The sequence below is a fragment of the Flavobacterium agri genome (assembly GCF_013401995.1).
Classification (GTDB): domain Bacteria; phylum Bacteroidota; class Bacteroidia; order Flavobacteriales; family Flavobacteriaceae; genus Flavobacterium; species Flavobacterium agri.
Genome location: NZ_JACBJI010000008.1, coordinates 132,130 through 156,044, shown reverse-complemented (window position 1 = coordinate 156,044; position 23,915 = coordinate 132,130). Strand labels below are relative to the sequence as shown.

Annotated in this window: 23 protein-coding genes and 1 tRNA gene; 11 read left to right on the top strand and 13 right to left on the bottom strand. The window is 44.6% G+C overall.

The window, feature by feature from the left end:
- Positions 1 to 9 precede the first annotated feature (9 nt).
- Genes gloA2 through HZF10_RS16365 form a run of 3 tightly spaced genes read right to left on the bottom strand, consistent with a single transcriptional unit; the run spans position 10 to position 1,308 of the window.
- Positions 10 to 396 (bottom strand): SMU1112c/YaeR family gloxylase I-like metalloprotein, encoded by a 387-nt coding sequence (gene gloA2, locus HZF10_RS16375; protein WP_176007309.1) that lies wholly within the window; start codon positions 394 to 396, stop codon positions 10 to 12.
- On the bottom strand, positions 383 to 817 hold the full coding sequence (locus HZF10_RS16370; RefSeq protein WP_176007308.1) for a GNAT family N-acetyltransferase: 435 nt from the start codon (positions 815 to 817) through the stop codon (positions 383 to 385). The genes gloA2 and HZF10_RS16370 overlap by 14 nt, the downstream gene beginning before the upstream one ends.
- Entirely contained in the window at positions 817 to 1,308 is a 492-nt protein-coding gene (locus tag HZF10_RS16365; protein ID WP_176007307.1) for an SRPBCC family protein, read from the bottom strand. The genes HZF10_RS16370 and HZF10_RS16365 overlap by 1 nt, the downstream gene beginning before the upstream one ends.
- A 209-nt stretch (positions 1,309 to 1,517) precedes the next feature.
- Between HZF10_RS16365 and prfA the strand changes: the two genes are divergently transcribed.
- Together prfA and pyrF are read left to right on the top strand one after the other, a co-directional pair.
- Positions 1,518 to 2,594 (top strand): peptide chain release factor 1, encoded by a 1,077-nt coding sequence (gene prfA, locus HZF10_RS16360; RefSeq protein ID WP_176007306.1) that lies wholly within the window; start codon positions 1,518 to 1,520, stop codon positions 2,592 to 2,594.
- Positions 2,595 to 2,981: 387 nt separating this feature from the next.
- Positions 2,982 to 3,794, top strand: a complete 813-nt coding sequence (gene pyrF / locus HZF10_RS16355; protein ID WP_176007305.1) for an orotidine-5'-phosphate decarboxylase — start codon at positions 2,982 to 2,984, stop codon at positions 3,792 to 3,794.
- Here pyrF and HZF10_RS16350 read toward each other — a convergent pair.
- Positions 3,791 to 4,888 carry a lipase family protein gene (locus HZF10_RS16350; protein WP_176007304.1) on the bottom strand — a complete coding sequence of 366 codons (1,098 nt, stop codon included), beginning with the start codon at positions 4,886 to 4,888 and terminating at the stop codon, positions 3,791 to 3,793. The two genes, pyrF and HZF10_RS16350, sit on opposite strands and share 4 nt — an antisense overlap.
- Positions 4,889 to 4,969: 81 nt before the next feature.
- Here HZF10_RS16350 and HZF10_RS16345 point away from each other — a divergent pair, with 81 nt between their 5' ends.
- Positions 4,970 to 5,767, top strand: a complete 798-nt coding sequence (locus tag HZF10_RS16345; RefSeq protein WP_176007303.1) for a helical backbone metal receptor — start codon at positions 4,970 to 4,972, stop codon at positions 5,765 to 5,767.
- A 6-nt stretch (positions 5,768 to 5,773) separates the two neighbouring features.
- Here HZF10_RS16345 and HZF10_RS16340 read toward each other — a convergent pair whose 3' ends face one another.
- From HZF10_RS16340 to HZF10_RS16330, 3 genes are all read right to left on the bottom strand, one after another.
- Positions 5,774 to 6,760: an FAD:protein FMN transferase gene (locus tag HZF10_RS16340; protein WP_176007302.1), complete on the bottom strand. Its 987-nt coding sequence runs from the start codon at positions 6,758 to 6,760 to the stop codon at positions 5,774 to 5,776.
- A gap of 245 nt (positions 6,761 to 7,005) precedes the next feature.
- On the bottom strand, positions 7,006 to 7,719 hold the full coding sequence (locus tag HZF10_RS16335; protein ID WP_176007301.1) for a DUF4197 domain-containing protein: 714 nt from the start codon (positions 7,717 to 7,719) through the stop codon (positions 7,006 to 7,008).
- Between the two features lie 225 nt (positions 7,720 to 7,944).
- Entirely contained in the window at positions 7,945 to 8,682 is a 738-nt protein-coding gene (locus HZF10_RS16330) for a DUF4197 domain-containing protein (protein WP_176007300.1), read from the bottom strand.
- A 217-nt stretch (positions 8,683 to 8,899) separates the two neighbouring features.
- Between HZF10_RS16330 and HZF10_RS16325 the strand changes: the two genes are divergently transcribed.
- Together HZF10_RS16325 and HZF10_RS16320 are read left to right on the top strand one after the other, a co-directional pair.
- Complete coding sequence (locus HZF10_RS16325) at positions 8,900 to 10,015, top strand: serine hydrolase domain-containing protein (protein ID WP_176007299.1); 1,116 nt, start codon at positions 8,900 to 8,902, stop codon at positions 10,013 to 10,015.
- A gap of 75 nt (positions 10,016 to 10,090) precedes the next feature.
- On the top strand, positions 10,091 to 10,885 hold the full coding sequence (locus HZF10_RS16320) for a DUF3667 domain-containing protein (protein ID WP_176007298.1): 795 nt from the start codon (positions 10,091 to 10,093) through the stop codon (positions 10,883 to 10,885).
- Positions 10,886 to 10,943: 58 nt separating this feature from the next.
- Here the strand turns inward: HZF10_RS16320 and HZF10_RS16315 are convergent, their stop codons facing one another.
- Positions 10,944 to 12,788, bottom strand: coding sequence for a UvrD-helicase domain-containing protein (locus HZF10_RS16315; RefSeq protein ID WP_176007297.1), 1,845 nt, complete (start codon positions 12,786 to 12,788; stop codon positions 10,944 to 10,946).
- 308 nt (positions 12,789 to 13,096) lie between these two features.
- On the opposite strand from HZF10_RS16315, the gene HZF10_RS16310 reads away from it, so the two are divergent.
- Positions 13,097 to 13,780 (top strand): hypothetical protein, encoded by a 684-nt coding sequence (locus tag HZF10_RS16310; RefSeq protein WP_176007296.1) that lies wholly within the window; start codon positions 13,097 to 13,099, stop codon positions 13,778 to 13,780.
- The gene (locus HZF10_RS16305) at positions 13,767 to 14,174 is read left to right on the top strand and encodes a hypothetical protein (protein WP_176007295.1); all 408 of its coding nucleotides are present in this window, start codon (positions 13,767 to 13,769) and stop codon (positions 14,172 to 14,174) included. Before HZF10_RS16310 ends, HZF10_RS16305 begins: the two co-directional genes overlap by 14 nt.
- A gap of 193 nt (positions 14,175 to 14,367) precedes the next feature.
- On the opposite strand, the gene HZF10_RS16300 is transcribed toward HZF10_RS16305, so the two are convergent.
- Both HZF10_RS16300 and HZF10_RS16295 read right to left on the bottom strand, forming a co-directional pair.
- Positions 14,368 to 15,210 carry an AbiJ-NTD4 domain-containing protein gene (locus tag HZF10_RS16300; protein WP_176007294.1) on the bottom strand — a complete coding sequence of 281 codons (843 nt, stop codon included), beginning with the start codon at positions 15,208 to 15,210 and terminating at the stop codon, positions 14,368 to 14,370.
- 100 nt (positions 15,211 to 15,310) lie between these two features.
- Positions 15,311 to 15,721, bottom strand: a complete 411-nt coding sequence (locus HZF10_RS16295; protein WP_176007293.1) for a helix-turn-helix domain-containing protein — start codon at positions 15,719 to 15,721, stop codon at positions 15,311 to 15,313.
- Positions 15,722 to 15,936: 215 nt separating this feature from the next.
- On the opposite strand from HZF10_RS16295, the gene HZF10_RS16290 reads away from it, so the two are divergent.
- Entirely contained in the window at positions 15,937 to 16,446 is a 510-nt protein-coding gene (locus tag HZF10_RS16290; RefSeq protein ID WP_176007292.1) for a hypothetical protein, read from the top strand.
- 41 nt (positions 16,447 to 16,487) lie between these two features.
- Here HZF10_RS16290 and HZF10_RS16285 read toward each other — a convergent pair whose 3' ends face one another.
- Positions 16,488 to 16,880, bottom strand: coding sequence for a hypothetical protein (locus HZF10_RS16285; protein ID WP_176007291.1), 393 nt, complete (start codon positions 16,878 to 16,880; stop codon positions 16,488 to 16,490).
- Positions 16,881 to 16,901: 21 nt separating this feature from the next.
- Between HZF10_RS16285 and HZF10_RS16280 the strand changes: the two genes are divergently transcribed.
- Positions 16,902 to 20,327, top strand: coding sequence for a methylmalonyl-CoA mutase family protein (locus HZF10_RS16280; protein WP_176007290.1), 3,426 nt, complete (start codon positions 16,902 to 16,904; stop codon positions 20,325 to 20,327).
- A 146-nt stretch (positions 20,328 to 20,473) separates the two neighbouring features.
- Here HZF10_RS16280 and HZF10_RS16275 read toward each other — a convergent pair whose 3' ends face one another.
- Complete coding sequence (locus HZF10_RS16275) at positions 20,474 to 20,800, bottom strand: tetratricopeptide repeat protein (RefSeq protein WP_176007289.1); 327 nt, start codon at positions 20,798 to 20,800, stop codon at positions 20,474 to 20,476.
- A gap of 297 nt (positions 20,801 to 21,097) precedes the next feature.
- Between HZF10_RS16275 and HZF10_RS16270 the strand changes: the two genes are divergently transcribed.
- Positions 21,098 to 21,658, top strand: a complete 561-nt coding sequence (locus HZF10_RS16270) for a hypothetical protein (RefSeq protein WP_176007288.1) — start codon at positions 21,098 to 21,100, stop codon at positions 21,656 to 21,658.
- A 100-nt stretch (positions 21,659 to 21,758) separates the two neighbouring features.
- On the opposite strand, the gene HZF10_RS16265 is transcribed toward HZF10_RS16270, so the two are convergent.
- Positions 21,759 to 21,833 (bottom strand) — tRNA-Val (locus HZF10_RS16265).
- A gap of 434 nt (positions 21,834 to 22,267) precedes the next feature.
- On the opposite strand from HZF10_RS16265, the gene HZF10_RS16260 reads away from it, so the two are divergent.
- Positions 22,268 to 23,827, top strand: coding sequence for a T9SS type A sorting domain-containing protein (locus HZF10_RS16260; protein ID WP_176007287.1), 1,560 nt, complete (start codon positions 22,268 to 22,270; stop codon positions 23,825 to 23,827).
- Positions 23,828 to 23,915: the final 88 nt, after the last annotated feature.

The window sequence follows — 23,915 nt, the reverse complement described above, 5'->3', positions numbered from 1 at the left end:
TTAACCATATCATTTTTCATAGAATTCGATCGGAAGTCCGTCGGGATCGGAAATGAACGTAAAGCGTTTTCCGGTGAAGTCGTCGATTCTTATTGGTTCGGAAGCTATGTTTTTCGAGGAAAGATCGCGAACGGTTTCATCGAGATTGTCGGTTTCGAACGCGAGATGGCGCAAACCGGCCGCTTCGGGATAACTCGGTCGTTTCGGCGGATTCGGAAATGAGAACAATTCGAGGACGTATACTCCGTTCAGGGCGAGATCCAATTTATACGAATCGCGTTCCTTGCGGTAAGTTTCCCTTACGGCTTCCAAACCCAAAATGTCGCAATAAAACTTCTTTGATATGCCGTAATCGGAACAGATAAGCGCAATATGATGTACTTTATTCAATGTCATTTTTCCAGGTGAATTTTTTATGGGTATGCGCAAAACCTTCGCGTTCGTAGAAACGGTGCGCGTCTTCGCGTTTAAAGCCCGACGTGACTTCGAGTTGCGGGATTTGGCGCTGTTTCGCGATGCGTTTGATTTCGTCGACCAACAGCTTTCCCACACCAAGACTTCGGGCTTCTTTCGAAACGTACATTTCCTGGATTTCGCCAATCGGCGCGCCGTGATGCAAAAGGTTTTGGATGTGAAGGCTCAGGAATCCGATAGGTTTTCCGCCTGAAAAGGCCAACAAATAGACAATATCGGGATTGGAAAGGTTTTGGGTAAAAATCTTCCTTTGGATTTGTGCATCCATAATCTCATCCTCAAGCTCGTTGATGAACGCATAAACTGCTTCGAAGTCGTCGGGAATCGCGAATCGGATTTCCATCAGCCGTTCACGTAAGGTGGAAAACGGTCGTCTTTTCCTCTCAAATCGAGTCCGCCTTCGTAAACTGATTTGAGGTTGACGAGGTAGAAACTCCAGCCGTCGTGACAGCCAAGCCGGTAATTCTTTTTCGAGGCGTCGTCTTCGGGAATATTGCTTTGGGTGAGTTCAACGACGGTGTGGTCGAATTTTTCGCTGAATTTGACTTCGACCAAACAATCTCCGGCGAACGAGAAACTGAAAAGGTCGCTTGCGTCGGCTTGCTTGATTTTGCCGTTCTCGACTTCCGAATACAGCCACCACCGCCATTCGTAATCGTTTGCTGCCGAAGCGGATCCGTTTTTGCCGATCGCGTTCCCGTTGTCGGAATAGGTACAGCTTTTCAAAAACCACTTTTCGATTTCGGATGGCTTTGCCCATGCGTCGTAAAGCGTTTGTTTGTCTGCCTTTATAGCGATACGGATCGTGAATTTGGTCCAGTCGAAGTTTTGCATGAGGTTGAAATTTGGAATTTTTTGCTACAGACCTCAAAGGTTTTCAAAACCTTTGAGGTCTAAAAATAACGATTTCCATCCAAACCTGTTTCCAGTTTTTCCACACATTTTCCTAAATCTTCAATTAACAAAACAACTAGAATTCCAGCCGCCGAACAATCAACATTTTTCACTAAATTTGCGCCCTAATTTCAGCATACAGCAACCCAATGTTAGACCGTTTACAGTTTGTAAAACAGCGCTTTGACGAGATTTCGGACTTGATCATCCAACCCGATGTCATCGCCGACCAAAAGCGTTACGTCCAATTGAACAAAGAATACAAGGACCTCAAGGCTCTCGTCGAAAAGCGCGAAGAGTACATGAACGTGCTTGGCAACATATCCGAAGCCAAAGAAATCATTGCTGACGGCGGCGACGCCGAGATGACCGAAATGGCCAAAATGCAACTTGAAGAAGCGAATGAACGCCTTCCGCAACTCGAAGAAGACATCAAGTTCATGCTGATCCCGAAAGATCCCGAAGACGCGAAAAACGTCATGGTCGAGATCCGCGCCGGAACCGGTGGGGACGAAGCCTCGATTTTCGCCGGAGATTTGTACCGCATGTATACCAAATACTGCGAGAACAAAGGCTGGAGAACATCTGTCGTCGACCTTAACGAAGGTACTTCAGGCGGATTTAAAGAGATCATTTTTGAAGTCAGCGGAGAAGATGTTTACGGAACCTTGAAGTTCGAAGCCGGCGTACACCGCGTGCAACGCGTTCCGCAAACCGAGACGCAAGGCCGTATCCACACATCGGCAGCGACCGTGATGGTATTGCCCGAAGCCGAGGAATTCGACGTGCAGATCGACATGAACGACGTGCGTATCGATTTGTTCTGTTCATCGGGACCGGGCGGGCAATCGGTAAACACGACCAAATCGGCGGTTCGTATGACGCACATCCCGACAGGTCTCGTCGCACAGTGCCAGGACGAGAAATCCCAACATAAGAACAAGGACAAGGCTTTGGCCGTATTGCGTTCGCGCCTTTACGAAATGGAACTGGCCAAAAAGCAGGAAGAAGACGCGGCGAAACGTTCGTCACAGGTTTCTTCTGGAGACCGTTCGGCCAAGATCCGCACGTACAATTATCCGCAAGGGCGCGTGACCGATCACCGCATCGGATTGACTCTTTACGATCTCGACAACGTGATGAACGGAGCGATCCAGAAAGTGATCGATGAGCTTCAACTCGTGAACAATACAGAGAAATTGAAGGAAGCGAGTGAGGTGATTTAAGATAAAAGAAACAAGAAGCAAGAGTCAAAGCTGTGAAGTTTTGGCTCTTTTTTTTGGGCGTGCCGGCGGCAAGATAGTTTCTGGAAAAGTCAAGTCCGGTTTTGCCGCCGTCGGGCTAGTGGCACTCGCTTTTTTGCCACGCCTTCAAGTGTAAGAACAGCTTTTTATTTAGCAAAAAGAGCTCAGACAAAGCCACGTATCCCTCACGCGGACGTAAATCGATTACGACGTTAGGATTAACAAAAAGTATAGGAAAACTGTAAGGAGAGGATTTTTGTAAAAGGTATTTTTGCTTAGGGTGGGCGCGAAAGCGCGGCCTTCATTATCCCAAATTATTAATCCTTGCGCAATGATATTTGTAAACTATCTTTGCACAAACTCACAACTTTGACAACACGACAACTACTCTCCGAAATCAACAAAAAGAAATCATTCCTGTGCGTCGGCCTCGATCCCGATCTCGACAAACTTCCGAAGCACTTATTGAATGCCGAAGACCCGATTTTCGAGTTCAACAAAGCCATTATAGACGCAACCCAGGACTTGGCGGTCGCTTACAAACCCAACATCGCGTTCTACGAAGCTTACGGTATCAAAGGAATGCAGTCTTTGCGCAAGACGATCGAATACCTCAACGCGAATTTTCCCGAGCAATTCACGATCGCAGACGCCAAACGCGGTGACATCGGCAACACGTCTACGATGTATGCCAAAGCGTTCTTCGACGATCTCGAATTCGACTCGATTACGGTCGCGCCTTATATGGGAAAGGATTCCGTCGAGCCGTTCCTGGCTTTCGAAAACAAGCACACGATCTTGCTCGCGTTGACTTCGAATCCCGGAGCATTCGATTTCCAGACCAAAACCGTTGACGGGAAAGAGTTGTACAAACAAGTTTTGGAAACTTCAAAAACCTGGAAAAATTCGCAAAATCTCATGTATGTCGTCGGTGCGACAAAAGCCGAATATTTGGCCGAAATCCGTCAAATCATCCCGGACAGTTTTCTTCTTGTTCCCGGAGTGGGCGCACAAGGCGGAAGCCTCGCCGAAGTCTGCAAATACGGCATGACCGAAAACGTTGGCTTGCTCGTGAATTCCGCTAGAGCGATCATTTACGCTTCGTCGGGAGAGGATTTCGCCGAAAAGGGCAGGGAAGAAGCGCTCAGGATGCAGCATGAAATGGCCGAATTTCTCGGTTAATTCAATTTGAGTCTTTCGGTTAGATATGTATAGGGCAAAATTCCGTGGTGTACGAATAAAGTAGAATCGTTGTCGGGAAATTTCTTGTAGTATTCGTCGTCGGGCTTGAGAATGATGAAATTTCCGCAGCGCACGTAATTTGTCGATTCGTAGAATTTTTTTGGAGCTTCGAACCCTTTCGGGAGTTTCGACGCGACCATTTTCGACGCAATCGTTCCCAAGAAAAGCTTGTATTTTTTGAGTGCCTTGCGATTGTGTTTCGTAAGCTGTTTGTGCAGGTAACTCATCACGATATTGTTCGGAAAAGGCGCTTCCTCGATCATTTTTGGCGCAAGCTTGAACGGATTCGTCTTGTTGAAATCCTTCAAAGTCTGTACGGTAAACGGCACTTCGGGTACCCAATCTGCGGCATTGACTACCGATGTCGACCATCCGAATTGAGTCGACTCTTCATAATCGTAAGCGAAATATAAATTTCCGGGTTTCGGAGCCGCGCTGCAATACGTCTTGAACTTGATGTCTTTGGGCAACACGCCCGTGCGTTGGTAATAACGCAATTGTGCGGTCACGAAATAGGCGATTCCCGCGCCCTGGCTGTGTCCGAAAATGATGAAATTGTTGCGCTTTTTCGAATAGCGATCCTTGACTTTTTCTAAAATGTCGGGAATCAGGTAACAGGCCGCGACCGCCCATCCTACGTGTACCGCGGCTTCGGGATGATCGGCGAAATGATAGTCGACGGTAAGCGAGTCGTTGAGTTTCATGGATCCTACCGCGGGAATCATGGCCGCGTAGAAATTCGCCATCCAACTGATCGCCTCCTTTGTCGAACCGCGAATCGAGATGACCGTTTGCGTAGGCGTCTCGTACATTTCCCAACTGTTCTGGAATCCGATTTCCTCAGACCGGTATTTACGTCCTATTTTTTTGTAGATGCGGCTTTCGGGAATCTTGTCGTAAACGGTGCTGTCGCCCCATCGTGCGTAAGCCCTCAGAAGTTGAAGGTATTCGAATTGGTCAAAACCCGGTTTGAGTTCCTGGCTTTCGGCCTTGAAGGCGAGCAAAACCAAGAACAGCAGTAGCAATTTTTTCATGAATCCGCTAAAATGAGTCGATTAAAAGTAGCCGATTTGACTACCTTCGCGTTATAGAATTTCAGGACAATATTATTCTTTATGGAGATTCAATTACGCGACCAATTGGGAAACCGGCATAGCTTTCCGCAATCGCCGAAACGCATCGTTTCGCTTGTTCCTTCGCAGACCGAATTGCTTTACGATTTGGGCCTTGAGGAAAAAATCGTGGGCATCACCAAGTTTTGCGTCCATCCGTTGCATTTTAAAGCTACGAAAAAAATCGTAGGCGGCACGAAAAAGGTGAATGTCGATAAGATCGCCGAACTCAAACCCGACATCATCATCGCCAATAAAGAGGAGAATACCCAAGAAATCGTCGAATCACTCTGGGAAATCGCAGCAGTCTGGGTGACCGATATCGTTACGATAGACGACAACCTTAAGATGATCCAGGATTTCGGACACCTTTTCAATTGCCGTACCGAAGCCCAAAAATGGATCGACAAGACCAATTTCGGTTTGTACGATTTCAAAGCGTTCATGAAAGACCGGCCGTCGTTCCGCGTCGCGTATTTCATTTGGAAAAACCCGCATATGGTCGCCGGTGGCGGTACGTTCATCAACGAAATGCTGCAGCTCAACAATTTCGTGAACATTTATGCCGAACGAGAGCGTTATCCCGAAATCATCATCCAGAAAATGCGCATTCAGGGCGATCCCGAAATTGTGTTGTTGTCGTCCGAACCGTATCCGTTCAAAGATGAGGACGCGTTCGAATTGGGACGATTCACGCATCACGCCAAAACGATTTTCGTCGACGGGGAAATGTTTTCGTGGTACGGAAGCCGTTTGGTGAAAGCTTTCGCGTACTTCAAGCAGTTACAGGAAAGGCTTTAGGGCCAATCAGGGCTTGTAAAGTTTGAGTTCGATGTTTTTTGAGGAAGAGATGTCGCCTTCGTCTGTCACGACGATGCATTGCAGGTTCGGGAATTGCTCGATGAGGTGGAGCCCGACGTCTTTGCCGAGAACCATAATCGCGGTCGAAAATCCGTTGCACATCTCGGCGTTCGGCCCAAAAACCGTCACGCTAGACAAACCTGTCGCCGGATAACCCGTTTTAGGATTGATGATGTGCGCATAACGCTTGCCGTTTATCATCGCGTATTTTTCGTAATTGCCCGATGTCACGACCGCGGTTTGTTTCAAAGGCACGACGGCGAAAACCTGATTCTTGTCCATCGGATTCGTGATACCGACTGTCCATTGTTCGCCATCGGGTTGTGTGCCCCAGGTGTTCATGTCGCCCGAAGCATTGATGATTCCCGCGGGAACGCCTTTTTTCATAAGGAATTCTTTGGTCTTATCGGCGGCGTAACCTTTCCCTATCGACCCGAAACCGATTTTCATTCCTATGAGTTTCAGGAAAATTGTCGAATTTTTCTTGTCGATCACAATGTTTTTATACCCGATTTTTTTGACCGATTCGGCCACTGTTTCCGCCGATGGCAATTCGGTCATACTGCCGTCGAACTTCCAGATCTTGTCGGCTGCGGCAAAACTGATATCAAATGCGCCGTCAGAAATTTTCGAGAAATACAGCGCGCGTTCGGTCAAGTTCAACAGTTCGGCACTTACTTTTACGGGTTTGATTCCGGCGTTCCGGTTGACTTCGGAGACTTCGGTGTTCGGCATCCATTCCGAAATCACGTTTTCGATGCGCGAGATTTCGGCAACAGCCGTGTCGATATAGGCTTCGGCTTTGGTTTCGTTTTCGTGTACGATCGTAATGTCAAAACGGCTGCCCATGAGCTTGAGCGTGCGTTGGCGCAACACTTGGGCGTGCGAAATAGACAAAAAAAGTAAAGTAAGGACGAAAAAGAAGTATTTCATAGATAGTTAAAAGGCATTTCGGGCAGCAAATGTAGCCATAAAAAAATGCCGATCAGCATCTCGCAAACCGGCACATTTCATTATAACTAACCCTAACCAAATGTGAGAAAACCATTAATCTCATCGCAAATATCCGACATTATTTTGGCGGGTGATGTTAAGGCAATGTTATTTCTTTTGTCTGATTTTTAAAATGTTAGCGTTTGTTTTCGGCACGGATGACAAACAAGAAACGAATCGGATTTTTATTTCTGATCCTGCAACGCAAAAACGCGCTGCAACAAATTAGATGTACGCGCCGCGAGATTGTTTCGGATGTCTTTTTCTTCGACCGCGATCATCTTGTAAACGCCTTCGAGCGCCTTGTCGGTCACGTAATCGTTAAGGTCGGGATTGACCTTCTGCACGAGTGGAATCGCGTTGTATTTGTTGATGATGTTCGCCCAAATCTGGTCGGCGCCCACTTTCCCTAAAGACGATTTCACGACCGGATTGAACTTCGCGTACAACGGTTGCGTGGTTTTCGATTGCAGATAGGCCGTGGCCGAATTGTCTGCACCCAAAAGGATGTTTTTCGCGTCGGTGAACGTCATTTGTTTTACGGCATCGACGAAAATCGGGGTCGATTCCTTGACGGCGTTTTCGGCTGCGCGATTCAAGCTTTTGATGCCGTCGTCCACCAAACTTCCGAGACCGATGTTACGCATGGCTTTTTCGACTTTCTGCAATTCTGCAGGCAACAGGATTTTTACGGCTTGGTTTTTATAGAAACCGTCGGTAGCGGTGAGTTTCGAGACTTCTTTGGAGATTCCGTTGTTGAGCGCTTCCTTGAGTCCGGCCGAAATATCGGCGTTGGTCAATACACCGTTCGTAGATTGCGGCAATTGGCTCGCGACTTGCTGTAATTCGGCGCAACCGCTAAGAAGCAAAATGGAAAATGCGGCAATGATTTTTCTCATGATTTGGGTTTTTGGTAAAATTAGAAAAACCGTGAAGTTTGGTTTTACACTTTAGCTTTTAAAAATTAACCATTAAGGGAGTTAAGGAAGTTTAGCTGTGGTGAAATTAGAAAAGACCCGTAAGGTGTATTTACACTTGGGCTTTTAAAATTAAACAAATAAGAGAGTTAAGAAAGTTAAGATGTACGTGTCTTAACTTCCTTAATTCCCTGAATGTTTCAAAAATTATTTTTTCTTCTTATCCTGAAGCGCGAAGACGTCTTTCAATAAATTGGAAGTACGCGCATTGAGGTTGTTCCGGATGTCTTTTTCCTCTACGGCGATCATTTTGTAGACGCCTTCCAAAGCTTTGTTGGTCACATAATCGTTGATGTCCGGGTTGACTTTGGAAACCAGCGGAAGCGAATTGTATTTCTTGATGATCGTCGCCCAAACCTGATCGGCTCCGACTTTCCCGATCGAATTCTTCACGACCGGATTGAACTTGTCGTACAACGGTTTGTTCGTGGTTTTTTGCAGATAAGACGTCGCCGCATTGTCGCTTCCCATGAGGATGTTTTTGGCGTCGGTGAACGTCATTTGCTTCACGGCATCGACAAAAATCGGTGTCGATTCTTTTACGGCGTCTTCGGCGGCGCGATTGAGCGATTTGATGCCTTCGTCTGCCAGACTTCCCAATCCGATCGAGCGCAGCGCCTTGTCTACTTTCTTGAGTTCTTCTGGGAACAGGATTTTTACCGACGGATTCTTGTAAAACCCGTCCAAAGCGGTCAATTTCGTAACCTGTTTGTCGATGCCTTTGTCGAGTGCTTCTTTCAGTGCGGAGGCGATGTCGAGGTTGCCGATCGAAGAACCCGATCCCGATTTGCCGCCAACGACGTCTTTGGCCTGGTTGATCAGTCCGCCGAGTTGGGCGTTCGAAAACTGTGGCAATAGCAGTAGCAGGGCGAGTAGTTTTTTCATGTTTTGTAGATTTTTGCGGAAGTTACCAATTATGGTGCCGTTTTGGGTGTTAGGAAAATATTAAAAATAGACTTGGAAGCAATGCGAAGGTTTAAATGTGCAATCCGTTTCCAGAACTTCTTATCTTCACGGCACAGAGAAAGTACGATCGTACGGAAGCTATTTGGTCGCAAATAATCGATTTGAATTTATGTCGGAACAAATACTATAAAAGATAATGAGGAATAAAAAATGGAACAACGTCGCGCTGGCAATTGTCATGGCGATGGTTTTATCATCGTGTAAAGTCGGGCGTTTCGTCTATTATAATTTCGCCGACATCAAAGATTATAAAAAGTTCCCGTCGCGTGCCGTGGTGAGCAACGATACCAAATTCAAATTCCATCGCACCGACAAAGGAAAATATCCACAGTCGTTAAAAACGGACAAAGAGCGTGTCTCTTTAGAACAACTTCTCGAGGATAACAACACGGTGGCCTTCCTGATCATAAAAAACGATACGATACAATATGAAAAGTATTTCAACGGATACGATCAGGAAAGCGTTATCCCTTCGTTTTCGATGGCCAAATCGATCACGTCGATTTTGATCGGATGTGCGATAGACGACGGCCTTATAAAATCTGTCGATGAACCGGTGACGAATTACATCCCGGAACTCGCCAGGAACGGCTTCGAAAAAGTTTCGATAAAGCATTTGCTGCAAATGACTTCCGCGCTCGACTTCAGTGAAAGTTACATCAATCCGTTCGGGGAAGCCGCATCCTTTTATTACGGCAGGAATTTGAAGCGTGAAATGTTTAAATTGGAACTCAAAGGCGAACCGGGTAAAAAATTCGAATACGTCAGCGGGAACACACAACTTTTGGGCTTGGTGCTCGAGCGTGCCTTGAAAAACAAAACCGTCACGCAATATTTTCAGGAAAAACTATGGACGCCGCTCCAAATGGAATACGACGGTTCGTGGAGCATCGACAAAAAGAACGAAGGGACAGAAAAAACGTTTTGTTGCATCAACGCACGAGCTAGGGATTTTGCCAAAATCGGACGGCTTTACCTCAATAAGGGAAATTGGAACGGAAAACAGCTCGTATCCGAAAAATGGGTACGGGAATCCACGAAAATCGATACGACAGAAGGTGGCGTAGATTATTACAAATACCAATGGTGGTTGCCGTCCACAACGGGCGATTTCATGGCAGAAGGAATATTGGGGCAATATATTTATGTGGATCCGTCCAAAAACATCGTGATCGTGCGTATGGGTAAAAACAACGGACACGTCAACTGGTCCGACTTTTTCATGTTGTTGGCGAAATATCCCGAGAAATAAGAATGAACGAACTTTTGTTTACATTCGTTTAGGCCGCAATCGGGCACGAATTCCAAACCTTATAACGTAAAAGAAATGACATCGAAAAATTGCCTGAACTGCGAAAAGGAATTGACAGATGAATATTGCTCGGGTTGCGGGCAAAAGGCTGATACGCACCGCATTTCGTTCAAGAATTTCATTTTTCACGACGTGCTGCACGGCACGTTCCATTTCGAAAGAGGCATGTTGTTTACCGCGAAACAGGCTTTGACGCGTCCGGGACAAGCGGCTCTCGATTACATTTCGGGAAAGAGGAAGCGGTATTACAACGTGTTTTTGCTGGTTCTGGTGACTTTCGGTTTGATCGTCTTCCTTCGCCATTATTTCGAAGGACTGTACGTCAGCCTTGGCGGGAAGCCCGACGTGTACAACGACGATTCGGCCAGCGCGAAGATAAACGAGGTAATTGCCCAAAAGAGCAAACTCATCATTTTCCTTTTCGTTCCGCTGAGCGCGTTGAACAGTTTTATCTTGTTCCGACGCAAGAAACTCAACCTAAGCGAACATTTCATAATTGCCGGGATGATATTGCTCGGGATGCTGCTGCTGTCGGTATTCGGCAACACTGTTTTCTATCTTACGTTGATCGTTAAAAGCGACTTTTTCAACAGCATGATCAGTATTGTGACGCCCGCCTTGATCTTTTTGTACATGATATACGGGTATTTCAATGCTTTCGGCAGTGATTATTCCCGACTCGGCATCACGTATAGGATTGCATTGTTCTTTGTTTTTTGCTGTCTGGAAGTGTACCTGCTGTTGGTTCTTGTGATCGGTTACTACACCGATTGGAAGTTCGGGACGGTGACTTTAAGGCCGTTCGGGTGAGATCGGATTACTATTACTGAAAGTGGGCAAGGTGATTAGCGGCGGTTATAAGCCGTTTTTACTGCCATACTTTTGATAACCCACTTCCAAATTCATTATATTTCTTATTAGAATTTATTACGATAAGATTTTGTCTAGTACGAGTCATTGCCGTGTAAACAATTTTATCAACAGCTTCATCACCTCCGAAATATTTTTCAGGAATGAATAAAATAACATTCAATACCTCCCAACCTTTAAAACTATGAATAGTGGAAATTTTTAATCGACTGTCTCCCATCCAGAAAGCTTTTTTATGTTTGTGATACTTTTTTTCCGATTGATTTTCAAATACATGATTTACTTTCATGTTTTTTATTACTTCAAAGTGCTTTACACATTCATACCCATAGTTTTTATCAGGCAATAAAATTACAGTGTCTGAACCATGTTTTGACGTGGCATTTTGCTTAATAATTTCAAATGCCTCATCAATTTTTGCAAGCCACTGCATCTCGTCAATATTCCACCAAATTGAATGCTCCTGATATTGATTAAAAAGATCAGGTCTTTCTATGTTCTCAACTCTGACATCTTGATTTAAATTGTATTTTTCACTGAATTCTCTAGTCATGGCGGCTATTCTTTCTGGTAGTCGAACAATGGTTTTTAATTCTGTCCATTCACCAAATTTTTCAACTCCTGCACGCCGTTTATCTAACCAATCCATTTCCCGACTGTAGATGTTTTGTTTTTTATCGCAAACAACTACAACTTCATCTCTTTCAGTTAAAAATTTGCACAGCATATTGTACCACTCTACATAATAATCTTGACCTTCATCGATTAGAATCGCATCATACTTCACAAAGTCTCCTTTCCCGATTACTTCTATAACTTTATTTGGAACTATGTCCCTAAAAATTATTTCTGTGCCTGCTGTTTCGTTTGGCCACTTTTCTCCAAATTCATTTAGAACATCTTTACAGAACCCATGGAAATGCCCAAATGTAAACTGTTTCCAACTGAATGCATAGGGACTCCTTTGAACCATATCTCTTATATAATGCCATAAGGTAATATTAAAAGAAAGAATCAAAACACGGTAACCTTGCGAAGCAAGGTTGCCCGCCCTGTGCGCTAGTACTTGAGTTTTCCCACTACCAGCAACGCCTCTAACGCGATGATGTCCAGGTTCGGGTTCGGCAAATTTTTTTTGATAAGTATTAAGATTTAATTTTATTCCTTGTTCTATAGAATGAAATGGCGGATTTAGCCAAAACAATATTTCTTTATTACAATCTTTTACCCAATAGTAACTTTGTCTCAAATAACTATCAGGAACAATTTGTTTAATATTTGAAGCCAAAAGCGAGTTTCGACCAAAAACTGGAAAACTTGTATAGTTTATATATTCCTGTTTAAATAATTCTTGGGCTTTTTCAGTAGTTGAATTATGAAAATATACTGAAGTCTTGACAAGACCGTAACGATTCTTGTCTTTATCGATTTCTTCTCCTAATTGAGGGATTAATTGGCCTAGTAATTTTTCTTTATAGTATTCAACTTGTTTTATAGGAGATTTTATAGGATATGTGCCTTTACTATCGCTGACTGTAAAATTCCATTTGTTCGATTTCTCATCTCTCTCAAAGGAATAATAATTAAGATTCCAATCTTTCACTTCAATAATTTGGACTCCAACTTTCGGATTGAATATTATGATGTCTGGTCTGCTTCCATTTAGAAAAGGTTGCACGAAAATCAACCAACCATTATAATTTGCTAAATCATTGCCGGATTGAAAATCTTGGTCTCTCTCTAAATTTTGATTTAAATAGTTGAGGAGATATAATTCTCCATCGGTTAGCGGTTGCTTGAATTCTTTGATTTGTTCCCAAGTTGGAAATATTCTATTATTCATTTACCGATAATGTTTTTTAAAATGGCTTATAACGTTAGGTCGCTAACCGATCGTGGCAGCCTTGCGGAGACGGATCTCTCCGCCGCTACAAAAGGTAGCAAAACTTATGATTTTTCCTAGCTTGGCGAAGCAGGAAAAATCTAAGTTTTGTGGCAAATGAAAAAAGATCGTCCGGTTAGTCCTTATGCTGCCATGGCGGTTAGCAGACGTTTATATTCTTTAATTCACTAACTTTGGGCAAACGGGTTTATTTTAAATTGAGAAGAATACATAGATTCACTATTGCTGACACGAATAAAATTAGAAAAATGGGTTATACCATCCTTTCCGATAATATTCAACCTTTGGAAACGTTTTTAAATAGGACATTTCCGAACCTAAATATATTGAAAATTCTCCAAGCTGTTGAACGCAATTTCACAAAAACAACTAAAGAAGAAATTATAAGGAATATTAAATTTAATTCGGTTGATAAAACTTTAGTTATCGATTATAATAATAACCCATTAGATATTGAATCCGCTTTAGTATTTGTTCGACAATTTTTTAAAATGAAAAGATCTATTGAAATAGAACATACATATTGCATTCTTCCACTTTCTCATCAGGGAAAAGGTTATGTTAAGCCTGTGTTTCGTGAAAGTTTAGAACAATATATAAATTGCGGCGCTAGAAAAGTTAAAGTACATGCGGGTCTTAGTGGAGGCGGTTATGTATGGGCTAAATATGGTTTCCGAGCGGTAAGTAAAGATGAAGTAAACATAATACTGAGAAATGCTCAAAAAAGATTGAAATCGAAAGATTTTCTTGTGGTAGAGAAAATCTACAATGGTTATTATAAAAAGTATCCAAATGGAGAATCGTTTCCAATAAACTTATGGGCTGCTCTTGATTTCATGAAGCCTATCTTGTTGGGAAGTGACTGGAATGGAGTACTAGACTTAAAAAATAAATTGCACTTAGAGAAATTCAAAGAATATGTATACAGATAAGTTTAAATTTAAAGGTGACCACTTTTCTGTGGGTGAAGAACTTTTTTCTGAAGTTAATGAAAAAGAAGAAAAATTTTTAGCGATTGAAGAATCTGTAAAAGAAGGTTATTTTACTTTGCATGAAGCGCTCGAAAATTATAATGTAGATGAGATTGATTATTTGCCCTTTGCAATATCAAGAGCTAGAGCTCAATTTCGAAAATATAATTCTCAAGTACAAGCTTTCAAAGTAATTACAACTGTAATTTCTGTTTTTGATTTTTCGATTGAAAATATCTTTGATTCAGAAAGTAAAATTGCAATGACCCAAATTAAAAAAATTGCGCAAAATTCGGCAAAAAGTAAAACTCACGAAGTACCAAGTAGAATTGTGGGAAAGTCTAGTACTCGTTAAATGGATGCTAACGTTGGCCGCCAAACGAGTGGCGGACTTTCGGAGAAGGTATTCTCCGCCGACTTTAAAAGTAGCAAAACTTTTGAATTTTTCTAACTTGGAAAGTTTGAAAATTCATTGTTTTGCGCATTCGAGAAAGACATTTCCGGTGAACGAAATCCCGCCATTACGGTTGGCAGCGGTTACCTGTGGTTCATCTATTTTTTGAGGTTAAATAATTAATAAACGCTGAACAACAGACTAATATAAATTTTGCATCTTCAAATGTTATTTGTTTGTGATCTTCCAATAAAGCATGCCTAATTCCACTTGCGTCACTTGTATATCCATACAGTGCGGAGAATGCTGTTTTTAATGCCCCATGGAGCTCTATTTTTTTCTCGATTTCGATTAAGGCTTTTCCTAAAGTTGCGTTAGCGTCCTGAGTAATTATTTTGCAATAAGATTCGACAGCTGAAATCGATTCTTTGATTGAATTCCGATAGTCAGGTTTTTTTCTATCTGCCAAAAGATTCAATGCTGTAGTCAAATGTAATTTTACTGAATTTGCGGATACATCATTAATCGCATTTTCAATCTCTCCAATCTCTGTTGCAGAAGTAATCTCCGTAATCTTTGAATTAATGATCCGATATCCCGAAACTTCGATTTCTAGAGCAGTATTGCAAAGTGCTGTAAAATTGTTATGAATATAATTTTGGTCTAAAAAGGCAACGTATTCAATGAAGTCAAAAATTTCATACCATTCTGCTCTAAAATACCATTCTCTAAAGAATCTCAAAAAACCTGACCAAAATACTCTTCCGTCATCGTATTGGGAAATTGTGTCAATTGTATTATGAAAAAATTCTTTCCATATAATCTTGCAATATTCTCCTCTATGTGATTCTTCATATCGTGATGAATAATCTGATAAATTCTCAAAAAAGTTTTCGAGTATTATATTCCATAATCGATTTTTCAAATCTAAATCAATTGACTCGATTTGTAGAACATCTTTTACTTTGGTTTTTCCAATTCGTTGTGAAAATCTCATTATTTCTTTTTTTTGAATCACAGGTAACGTGTTTATATCCGAAAAAAATCCTCTATCAACTCAAAGGACTAATACCGAAACATTCCCCAACAACAAAAACCTACTTACCCAACAACCTCTCCAAATATCCCACCTTCTCCTTCTCAGCCTCCAACAACCGCTCGTAAAGTTTTTTGTTTTCCTCGACTACCTCCATCAACTTATCTAACGGATTGAAAGAACAATGGTTGGCATGGCCTGCGACGCCATTGTTTGAGCTGTTGTCGTTGAATGTATTGAAGAATGTGAACACGGCCTCCTCGCTGAAATTTTTAAGCGCCTCCAAACTAACGCCCAGCGCCTCCGCGACGTCCTTCAGGCGCACTTCGTCTATGTCTTCGCTGTTCTCCATGGTCGAGACGGTCTGCTGGCTCACGCCCAGGGCCTGGGCCAATGCTTCCTGTTTCATGCCGCGCAGTTCGCGGATGCGTGATATCTTACGGCCGATGTTGGATTTCGAAGGTGTTTCCATGGTGTAGCGTGTTTGTCGGGTAAATATAAAGAATTTGGCGAATCAAGACGGGAGTAAAAAACCGGCGCGGCTGTCGTTTACGGAATTCGGGTAGCCAATCGACGAAAAAATACGCCCGCTTCGGGTGAATCCGAAATTTGTAGCAAAAAATTGAAAACCAAAAAAATGCTACAAATCCGTAGCATTTTTTTATCTTGGATGAAATTTGCTACCACATGCGACACAAAAATCCCTTACGGTCGCTGCTCGGCCTGACCCAAAACGAACTGGCCGAACTGCTGCAGGTGGGCCGTCCGCTTTTATCCTTGCATGAACTCGGTCGGCGCGGGCTGCCGCTTCAGGCCCAACGGCTGCTGGCCGATATGCTCGCGCACGTGCAGGCCGCGTCGGCCGACAGGCGGTCACCTTTGCAGGACCGGGAGCTTTACCAAGAATCGGTCAGACGCCAACTCAGGGAAAACGAATACCAACGTCTGAAAGCCGCCAGGGAAATCACGGCAACGGAACAGCGGATCGACAAAGAGTCGCGCAGGGCCAGGCTATCCGAATTCCTTGCCGAGCGAGACCGGCAGGAAGGCAAAGCCAAAACATCGCCGCGGCCACGCTTCGCCCCCAAACGCCCCGCCAACGACACCCAAACCGACCTGATCCGGCTGCAGCTCAGGCAGGAACTGTTGGAACTCGAAAAAAACTTCCTCGAATCCAAGCTCGACACTACCAAATAACACAGTCACTAAAAGGTTGCTCCCGTACTGCGATCCACACACTATCCGTCAACGACATGTGCCAAACGTCGTTCGCAGGATTTTCGGCGGCGCAGCAAGCCGAAAATAAAATAAACACTTCCAAATTCCGGCGCCATGAGCGCACAGGCGGGCACCTGTCCTGTTGCGGTTTCCAAGAAATGAAATACTGTTTGAGCCGCAGGCGAGTTTATTTCATTTCGGGAAACGCGACAGTGACAGGTCGCCGAGCGGTCGCGCTTCGGCATTTTTGCTTCTTTTGTTGCCAGACAAAAGAAGGCCGCGCCGGCAGGCGAATCATTGCCGCTTGACGAAGTCAAGCAAAAAACAACCCACTTCCGGCATGCCACGTTAAAACCCAAAAAACCACTTGCGTTCCAGAAAAGATAATTGGCATTTTCGTAAATTGCGCCCACTATTTTCCCATCATATTTAAAATGGAGCAAGCAAAACCATACATTCCTGTAAATAAAGTAAGAATCGTTACTGCCGCGTCACTTTTCGACGGGCACGACGCCGCCATCAACATCATGAGGCGAATCATCCAGTCTACGGGTGTCGAAGTGATCCATTTGGGCCACGACCGAAGCGTAGAAGAAGTCGTCAACACGGCGATCCAGGAAGATGCGAACGCAATCGCGATGACGTCTTACCAAGGCGGCCATAACGAATACTTTAAGTACATGTTCGACTTGCTCAACGAAAAAGGAGCGGGCCATATCAAGATTTTCGGCGGAGGCGGAGGCGTAATTTTGCCATCCGAAATTTCAGAACTGCACGAATACGGCATCGAGCGCATCTATTCTCCCGATGACGGACGCGCGATGGGCTTGCAGGGTATGATCAACGATTTGGTCAAACGCGCCGATTTCCCTGTGGGCGATTCGCTCAACGGAGAGATCAATCATTTAGAAGAAAAAAATGCGCCTTCGATCGCACGCGTGATCTCCTCTGCAGAGAATTTCCCTGATGTCGCCGCCAATGCGATGTCCGAAATCCGCAAGAAAAACGAAACGTCTACTGTTCCGGTTCTCGGGATCACGGGAACGGGCGGTGCCGGAAAATCGTCTTTGGTAGATGAGTTGGTTCGTCGTTTTCTGATCGATTTCCCGGAAAAGACGATTGGATTGATTTCGGTCGATCCGTCGAAAAGAAAAACGGGCGGAGCGCTTTTGGGCGACAGGATCCGCATGAACGCGATCAACAATCCGAGAGTTTATATGCGTTCGTTGGCGACGCGTCAATCGAATCTGGCTTTGTCGAAATATGTGGCCGATGCGATCGACGTATTGAAAGCCGCGAACTATGACCTGATCATTCTCGAAACTTCCGGAATCGGTCAATCGGATACCGAAATCATGGACCATTCCGATGTTTCGCTGTATGTGATGACGCCGGAATTCGGTGCCGCGACGCAGTTGGAAAAGATCGACATGCTCGATTTCGCCGATTTGGTCGCCATCAATAAATTCGATAAAAGAGGTGCACTCGACGCACTTCGGGACGTCAAAAAACAATTCCAGCGCAACCACAATTTATGGGACGCCGATTTGGATACTTTGCCGGTTTTCGGAACGATTGCAAGCCAATTCAACGATCCCGGAATGAATACGCTTTACAAGGCGATCATGGACAAAGTGCACGAAAAGACGAATTCAGGGCTCGAATCCTCGTTCAGGATTTCTAAGGAAATGAGCGAGAAAATTTTCGTGATTCCACCCGGAAGGACGCGTTATCTGAGTGAAATTGCCGAGAACAACCGCAAGTACGACGCATCGGCAAACGCCCAGCAAAAAGTCGCTCAGACGCTGTTCGGAATTTACAAAACGATTACGTCGGTTTCCGGACATGAAGTCGCTTTGACCAAATTCGGTCTTGACTCTGATGCAATAAAAAATAATAATGACAATAAAGAATTTCTGAGATTGCTAATCTCGGAATTCGACCGCGTCAAAATGAACCTCGACGCCTACAATTGGGAAATCATCCTCAATTGGCAGGAAAAAGTCACGAAATACAAAAATCCGGTCTATTCGTTCAAGGTCCGCGATAAAGAGATAAAAATCCAGACGCATACCGAATCGCTGTCGCACACGCAGATTCCAAAAGTCGCTTTGCCAAAATATGAGGCTTGGGGCGATATTTTGCGTTGGTGTTTGCAGGAAAATGTGCCGGGCGAGTTTCCGTTCACCTCGGGACTTTATCCGTTTAAAAGAGAAGGCGAAGATCCGTCGCGAATGTTTGCCGGAGAAGGCGGACCGGAGAGAACGAACAAGCGTTTCCACTACGTTTCTAAAGGCATGCCGGCGAAACGACTTTCAACGGCTTTCGATTCGGTGACACTTTACGGAAACGATCCGCACGTGCGACCTGATATTTACGGTAAAATCGGGAATGCCGGTGTTTCCATTTGTTGTTTGGACGACGCGAAAAAGTTGTATTCGGGCTTCGATTTGAGCCATCCGCTGACGTCGGTTTCGATGACGATCAACGGTCCGGCGCCGATGTTGCTTGCGTTTTTCATGAACGCGGCGATCGACCAGAATTGCGAGAAATATATCCGTGAGCACAATCTTCAGGATTCCGTCGAAAATAAAATCAACGAAATCTACAAACTTCGTGGCACGGAACGTCCGAAATACCAAGGTGATCTTCCCGAAGGAAACGACGGACTCGGCTTGATGTTGCTAGGTGTTACGGGCGATGAGGTGCTTCCGAAAGACGTGTACGACGAAATCAAAAAAGTTACTTTGACGCAAGTGCGCGGTACGGTCCAAGCCGATATTTTGAAAGAAGACCAGGCGCAGAACACGTGTATTTTCTCTACGGAATTCGCGCTTCGAATGATGGGCGACGTCCAAGAATATTTCATCACGAAAAACGTGCGCAACTTTTATTCGGTCTCGATTTCGGGCTATCATATTGCCGAAGCCGGAGCGAATCCGATCACGCAGCTTGCATTTACGCTAGCGAACGGTTTCACTTACGTGGAATATTACCTGAGCCGTGGCATGAACATCAACGATTTCGGCCCGAATCTTTCGTTCTTTTTCTCGAACGGGATCGATCCGGAATATGCCGTTATCGGACGCGTAGCAAGGAGAATCTGGGCAAAGGCGCTCAAGAACAAATACAGCGCGAACGAGCGTGCACAGATGTTGAAATACCACATCCAAACCTCGGGAAGATCGTTGCATGCTCAGGAAATCGACTTCAACGACATTCGCACGACTTTGCAGGCTTTGTACGCGATTTACGACAACTGTAACTCGCTGCACACGAACGCCTACGACGAGGCGATCACGACTCCGACCGAAGAATCGGTTAGACGTGCGATGGCGATCCAGCTTATCATCAATAAAGAGCTTGGCCTTGCCAAAAACGAAAATCCGATCCAAGGTTCGTTCATCATCGAGGAATTGACCGATTTGGTGGAAGAAGCCGTACTTGCCGAATTTGACCGCATCACCGAAAGAGGAGGCGTTTTAGGCGCGATGGAAACCATGTACCAACGTTCGAAAATCCAGGAGGAATCGTTGTATTACGAGACGTTGAAGCATACTGGCGAATTCCCGATCATCGGCGTGAATACGTTCCTGAGCTCGAAAGGTTCGCCGACCGTCGTTCCGGCCGAAGTCATCCGTGCAACCGAAGAGGAAAAACAATACCAGATCAAGATGCTCGACAATCTGCACAAGGCGAATGCGGGCAAGGAAGAGCAATTGCTCGATGCGGTGCAGGAAGCGGCCATCCAGAACCAGAACATTTTCGAGCAGCTCATGGAAACGGCGAAGGTTTGCTCGTTGGGTCAGATTACGTCGGCTTTATTTGAGGTTGGCGGGCAGTATAGACGCAATATGTAAATCCGATAAGCCATAATTATAAAAGCCTCCCGATTATGGAGGCTTTTTTATTGATTGTCAGGGTGATTAATTCCGTAATCCTTTATGATGGTCCAAAAGATCTTATGTAGAAATCAGTATATCTGTTTTATAAATCGTTCGGTTAATTACAGTTCGGTACAAAAATTCTTTACGCCTTGCCAGTCGGTCTTATATCCTAACATTTTGGCCTTCACGAAATCTTCACAATCGAGTTGTTTCATATGAAGATGGATCACACCTCTGTAAAAATAGGCGGCGGCAAGATCCGGACATTTCAGTACGATGGCCGTGTTGATATCCGATAGTGCTTTGGGAAGGTCTTCCAGGGCCAGATATAACATTCCTCGGGTGCGGTAGAGTTCACCATTATCGGGTGCGGCGTTTATTTTGGTCGATGTATCCTCGATCGACTTGATCAGGAATTCTTTAGAAACGGGCGTCTGTATCTTCACATCGCCTGTAGTTTTCGTTTTAAGGCTGTCTGCTTGGGCATTGCTTATTCCGTGTAAGCAGAAATAAAAAAGACCAATACGGCTTTCATGACATATTTATTAATGCTCCCAACAATGAGTAAGGATCGGATTTAAAAAAAAGAGAATTGTAAGCTGATGCCGAAAGTTATTTGGCATCGAGTAGCTTTTGGAGTCACGAATTTAATCAATAATTGCTACCGGCATTACTGTCCCGACAGGCAATTATTCGGTATCTTACACCACTAAGGAAATCATAGTTAATTGCCCACTTTTATAATGAAGAAGACGCTTCTCGCTTTAAGTTTGATTTTCCTGTTGGAGGCTTGCCAACCAACGATGAATATCATCAACGGTTCTAATAAGACACTCATTTTTAAGGACAAGCAGGAATATTTCGAGAAGAATTTTTCGAATTCCGGGATAGATTCGTCCAAGGTGGTTTTTTTGGGTGAGGTCAAATACAATGAGCTTGCGTTCGAAATCCAAAGGAATAAACTCAGCACGTATTACGGAATTTTCGAGAACGGTGCGAATTTTATCAGTTCGGCGCAAATGCACATTCCAAGCTGCCAGGGACAAATCGTCACCTTATTCAATAAAATCGGAAACGACGATGTCGATGTAGAGAAAATCGCCACGGTAAACGAAAAAATCCATACCGAATTAAAACTGGATGCCGACAAGAAAACGATCGTATTCATTTATTCGTATAAACTTGGCCGACTTCAGGATTCGAAGATTGAAAGTGTTATCGCGAACCTAAAGCAAAATAAAACTTTCGATTACAGATTGATTTCGCTCGACAATTACGACATTACCCATCTAGACTTAAATTGAAGACGCAATCTCTTATAGGAAGGCCGCCTGTTTGGCGGCTTTTTTTGTCGTTTAAAACAAAAAATCCCTTAATCGTACAATCAAGGGATTTTTTCAAAAGTGGTCGATACTGGGTTCGAACCAGTGACCCCCACGTTGTCGACGTGGTGCTCTGAACCAGCTGAGCTAATCGACCAGAGAGAGTGCAAAGTTAACAGGAGAATCGGGATTTGCAAGCGTATTGCGCAAAAAAATATAGACGATTGCAAATCCGGCTGAACATGAGGAAGATGCATAGTTTCTCTGTCATTTTACCCACATCGTATAGGCTATCGGCTTTTGGTCAAGTAAATTTATGAGTATACGGAATGCTTTATCGTCTCGATTTAGCTGCATTTTTCTGCGGAAACAGTTGTTAAAAAATCGGTTTCAACTGGAAATCAATGGTTTTCGTCGAATAAATGTGGCATCCGAAGCTGTTTTCACTACATTCAATATACGGAATGCCACTACCCGTAAGCCGTTTTCGGTAAAAAACTCAAAACAGTCCCTCTCAACGATCTAATGACGGTAACCCTTTTTGGGCAGGCAATTTTACGGACTAAATCGAAACACCAAAACAAAACGCTTATGAACAAAACTACTTTCTGGATCGCCATTTTGGCGAGTGGCGCGCTGTCGGCGCAAATCACTTACGAGGCTTCGGATTTCAATGAAGCCGGAGATCAATACACGGTTACTAAGGCCTCGAACTTTATCGGGGTGAATTTTGGCGCGACGGGAGCGAACCATAATTGGAACTATGGCTCCCTGACCGCCGATTCACAAACCGAATTCGCATGGCAGAACCCGAACAATGCCGGTTACAAACTCAGTTGGTGCCTGTCGCACTTCTACCTGTTTACGTGCAATTCGCAGTTCAACAACAATTTCACGCACGCTTCGTTGCTGTCGGAAGGTTTTGAGCTTGAAGATTACGGCGTGAGCAATATCGTAGAACACGCACGCGCAAACAGCTCGGGTTTCGCGAATCGCATGAGAGGTTTTACGGCTACGGTTCAAGGTATTCCACTTCCGGTGACGGTCGATTATGACGACCCTGACGAGATTTACGTGTTTCCGATGAACTACAACGACAACACGGTCAATACAGGACATATGTCGTTCGATCTGGCCAGCGTCGGTATGGATTTCCAGTACGAGCTCGAGACCACACGCACGAATACCGTTCAAGGTTGGGGTTCGCTGACCACGCCAATGGGAACTTTTCCCGAAGTGCTCAAACTCAAATCCAAACTCGAAAAAACCGAAACCATGACGTTCATGGGCATTGCGATCCCGATTCCGACGACGACGGTTTCCTACCAATGGTTTGCGAAAGACTACGGCATTCCGGTGTTGCAGGCCGACGGTTTCGAAGTGTTCAACCTGTTCATCCCGACATCGGTTTCCTATCTCGATGAACCGATGTGTCTTACGCCAACGGCCATGTTCGCGTATCTTCCGACGGCCGATTATAATCCGGAAACCCAATCGGCAACGGTTACGTTCAGCAACCTGAGCGCCAATTGCGATTCGGTTTTGTGGGATTTCGGAGGCGGAAACACGTCGACCGACCTGAATCCCGCATTCGATTACGATTGCCCGGGCGATTATTCGGTCACGCTTACCGCGAGCAATTCGGTTTGCAGCCCGATCCAGACGGCGACTTTTACGCTTCCGGTAACGATTACCGATTCGCAAAACGCGTTGACGACCGAAGTCACGTTCGAATCCAATACGTTGACGGCGGTTCGCGATTTGGCGGGAACGACCTATCAATGGGTAGATTGCGACAATGCCAATACGCCTGTAGACGGAGCGACTTCCCAAAGTTTCACCCCGGTTTCCGACGGGAATTACGCGTGCATCATGATAACCAACGGATGCGAAGGCATGTCGGCCTGTACGTCGGTGACTTTGCTTGGCGTGAACCACAATGAGCGTTCCGAGGTGCGGTTGTATCCGAATCCGACGAGCGGAAAACTACAATTGAGTGTTGCGTTGGATATCCAAAAAGTGACGATTTACAACACTTTGGGCATGGCGGTTGGCGATAAACTCGATCTGAGTGATCAGGCATCTGGCGTTTATTTCGTCGAAATCACGGCAACCGAAGGCAAATTCATCCGAAAAATAGTAAAACAATAGTTCTTCTTGATTTTTGACAGCAGGCCTTCGAAAGAGGGCCTTTTTTCGTGTAACAAAGTCGCGGTAAAGTATAATTTTCGAGGCACGC

Bases quoted from the DNA above. Each gene is read 5' to 3' on its own strand.
- gloA2 (WP_176007309.1), bottom strand. From the start codon at position 396: ATGACATTGAATAAAGTACATCATATTGCGCTTATCTGTTCCGATTAC.
- HZF10_RS16370 (WP_176007308.1), bottom strand. From the start codon at position 817: ATGGAAATCCGATTCGCGATTCCCGACGACTTCGAAGCAGTTTATGCG.
- HZF10_RS16365 (WP_176007307.1), bottom strand. From the start codon at position 1,308: ATGCAAAACTTCGACTGGACCAAATTCACGATCCGTATCGCTATAAAG.
- prfA (WP_176007306.1), top strand. From the start codon at position 1,518: ATGTTAGACCGTTTACAGTTTGTAAAACAGCGCTTTGACGAGATTTCG.
- HZF10_RS16350 (WP_176007304.1), bottom strand. From the start codon at position 4,888: ATGAAAAAATTGCTACTGCTGTTCTTGGTTTTGCTCGCCTTCAAGGCC.
- HZF10_RS16345 (WP_176007303.1), top strand. From the start codon at position 4,970: ATGGAGATTCAATTACGCGACCAATTGGGAAACCGGCATAGCTTTCCG.
- HZF10_RS16340 (WP_176007302.1), bottom strand. From the start codon at position 6,760: ATGAAATACTTCTTTTTCGTCCTTACTTTACTTTTTTTGTCTATTTCG.
- HZF10_RS16335 (WP_176007301.1), bottom strand. From the start codon at position 7,719: ATGAGAAAAATCATTGCCGCATTTTCCATTTTGCTTCTTAGCGGTTGC.
- HZF10_RS16330 (WP_176007300.1), bottom strand. From the start codon at position 8,682: ATGAAAAAACTACTCGCCCTGCTACTGCTATTGCCACAGTTTTCGAAC.
- HZF10_RS16325 (WP_176007299.1), top strand. From the start codon at position 8,900: ATGAGGAATAAAAAATGGAACAACGTCGCGCTGGCAATTGTCATGGCG.
- HZF10_RS16320 (WP_176007298.1), top strand. From the start codon at position 10,091: ATGACATCGAAAAATTGCCTGAACTGCGAAAAGGAATTGACAGATGAA.
- HZF10_RS16315 (WP_176007297.1), bottom strand. From the start codon at position 12,788: ATGAATAATAGAATATTTCCAACTTGGGAACAAATCAAAGAATTCAAG.
- HZF10_RS16310 (WP_176007296.1), top strand. From the start codon at position 13,097: ATGGGTTATACCATCCTTTCCGATAATATTCAACCTTTGGAAACGTTT.
- HZF10_RS16305 (WP_176007295.1), top strand. From the start codon at position 13,767: ATGTATACAGATAAGTTTAAATTTAAAGGTGACCACTTTTCTGTGGGT.
- HZF10_RS16300 (WP_176007294.1), bottom strand. From the start codon at position 15,210: ATGAGATTTTCACAACGAATTGGAAAAACCAAAGTAAAAGATGTTCTA.
- HZF10_RS16295 (WP_176007293.1), bottom strand. From the start codon at position 15,721: ATGGAAACACCTTCGAAATCCAACATCGGCCGTAAGATATCACGCATC.
- HZF10_RS16290 (WP_176007292.1), top strand. From the start codon at position 15,937: ATGCGACACAAAAATCCCTTACGGTCGCTGCTCGGCCTGACCCAAAAC.
- HZF10_RS16280 (WP_176007290.1), top strand. From the start codon at position 16,902: ATGGAGCAAGCAAAACCATACATTCCTGTAAATAAAGTAAGAATCGTT.
- HZF10_RS16270 (WP_176007288.1), top strand. From the start codon at position 21,098: ATGAAGAAGACGCTTCTCGCTTTAAGTTTGATTTTCCTGTTGGAGGCT.
- HZF10_RS16260 (WP_176007287.1), top strand. From the start codon at position 22,268: ATGAACAAAACTACTTTCTGGATCGCCATTTTGGCGAGTGGCGCGCTG.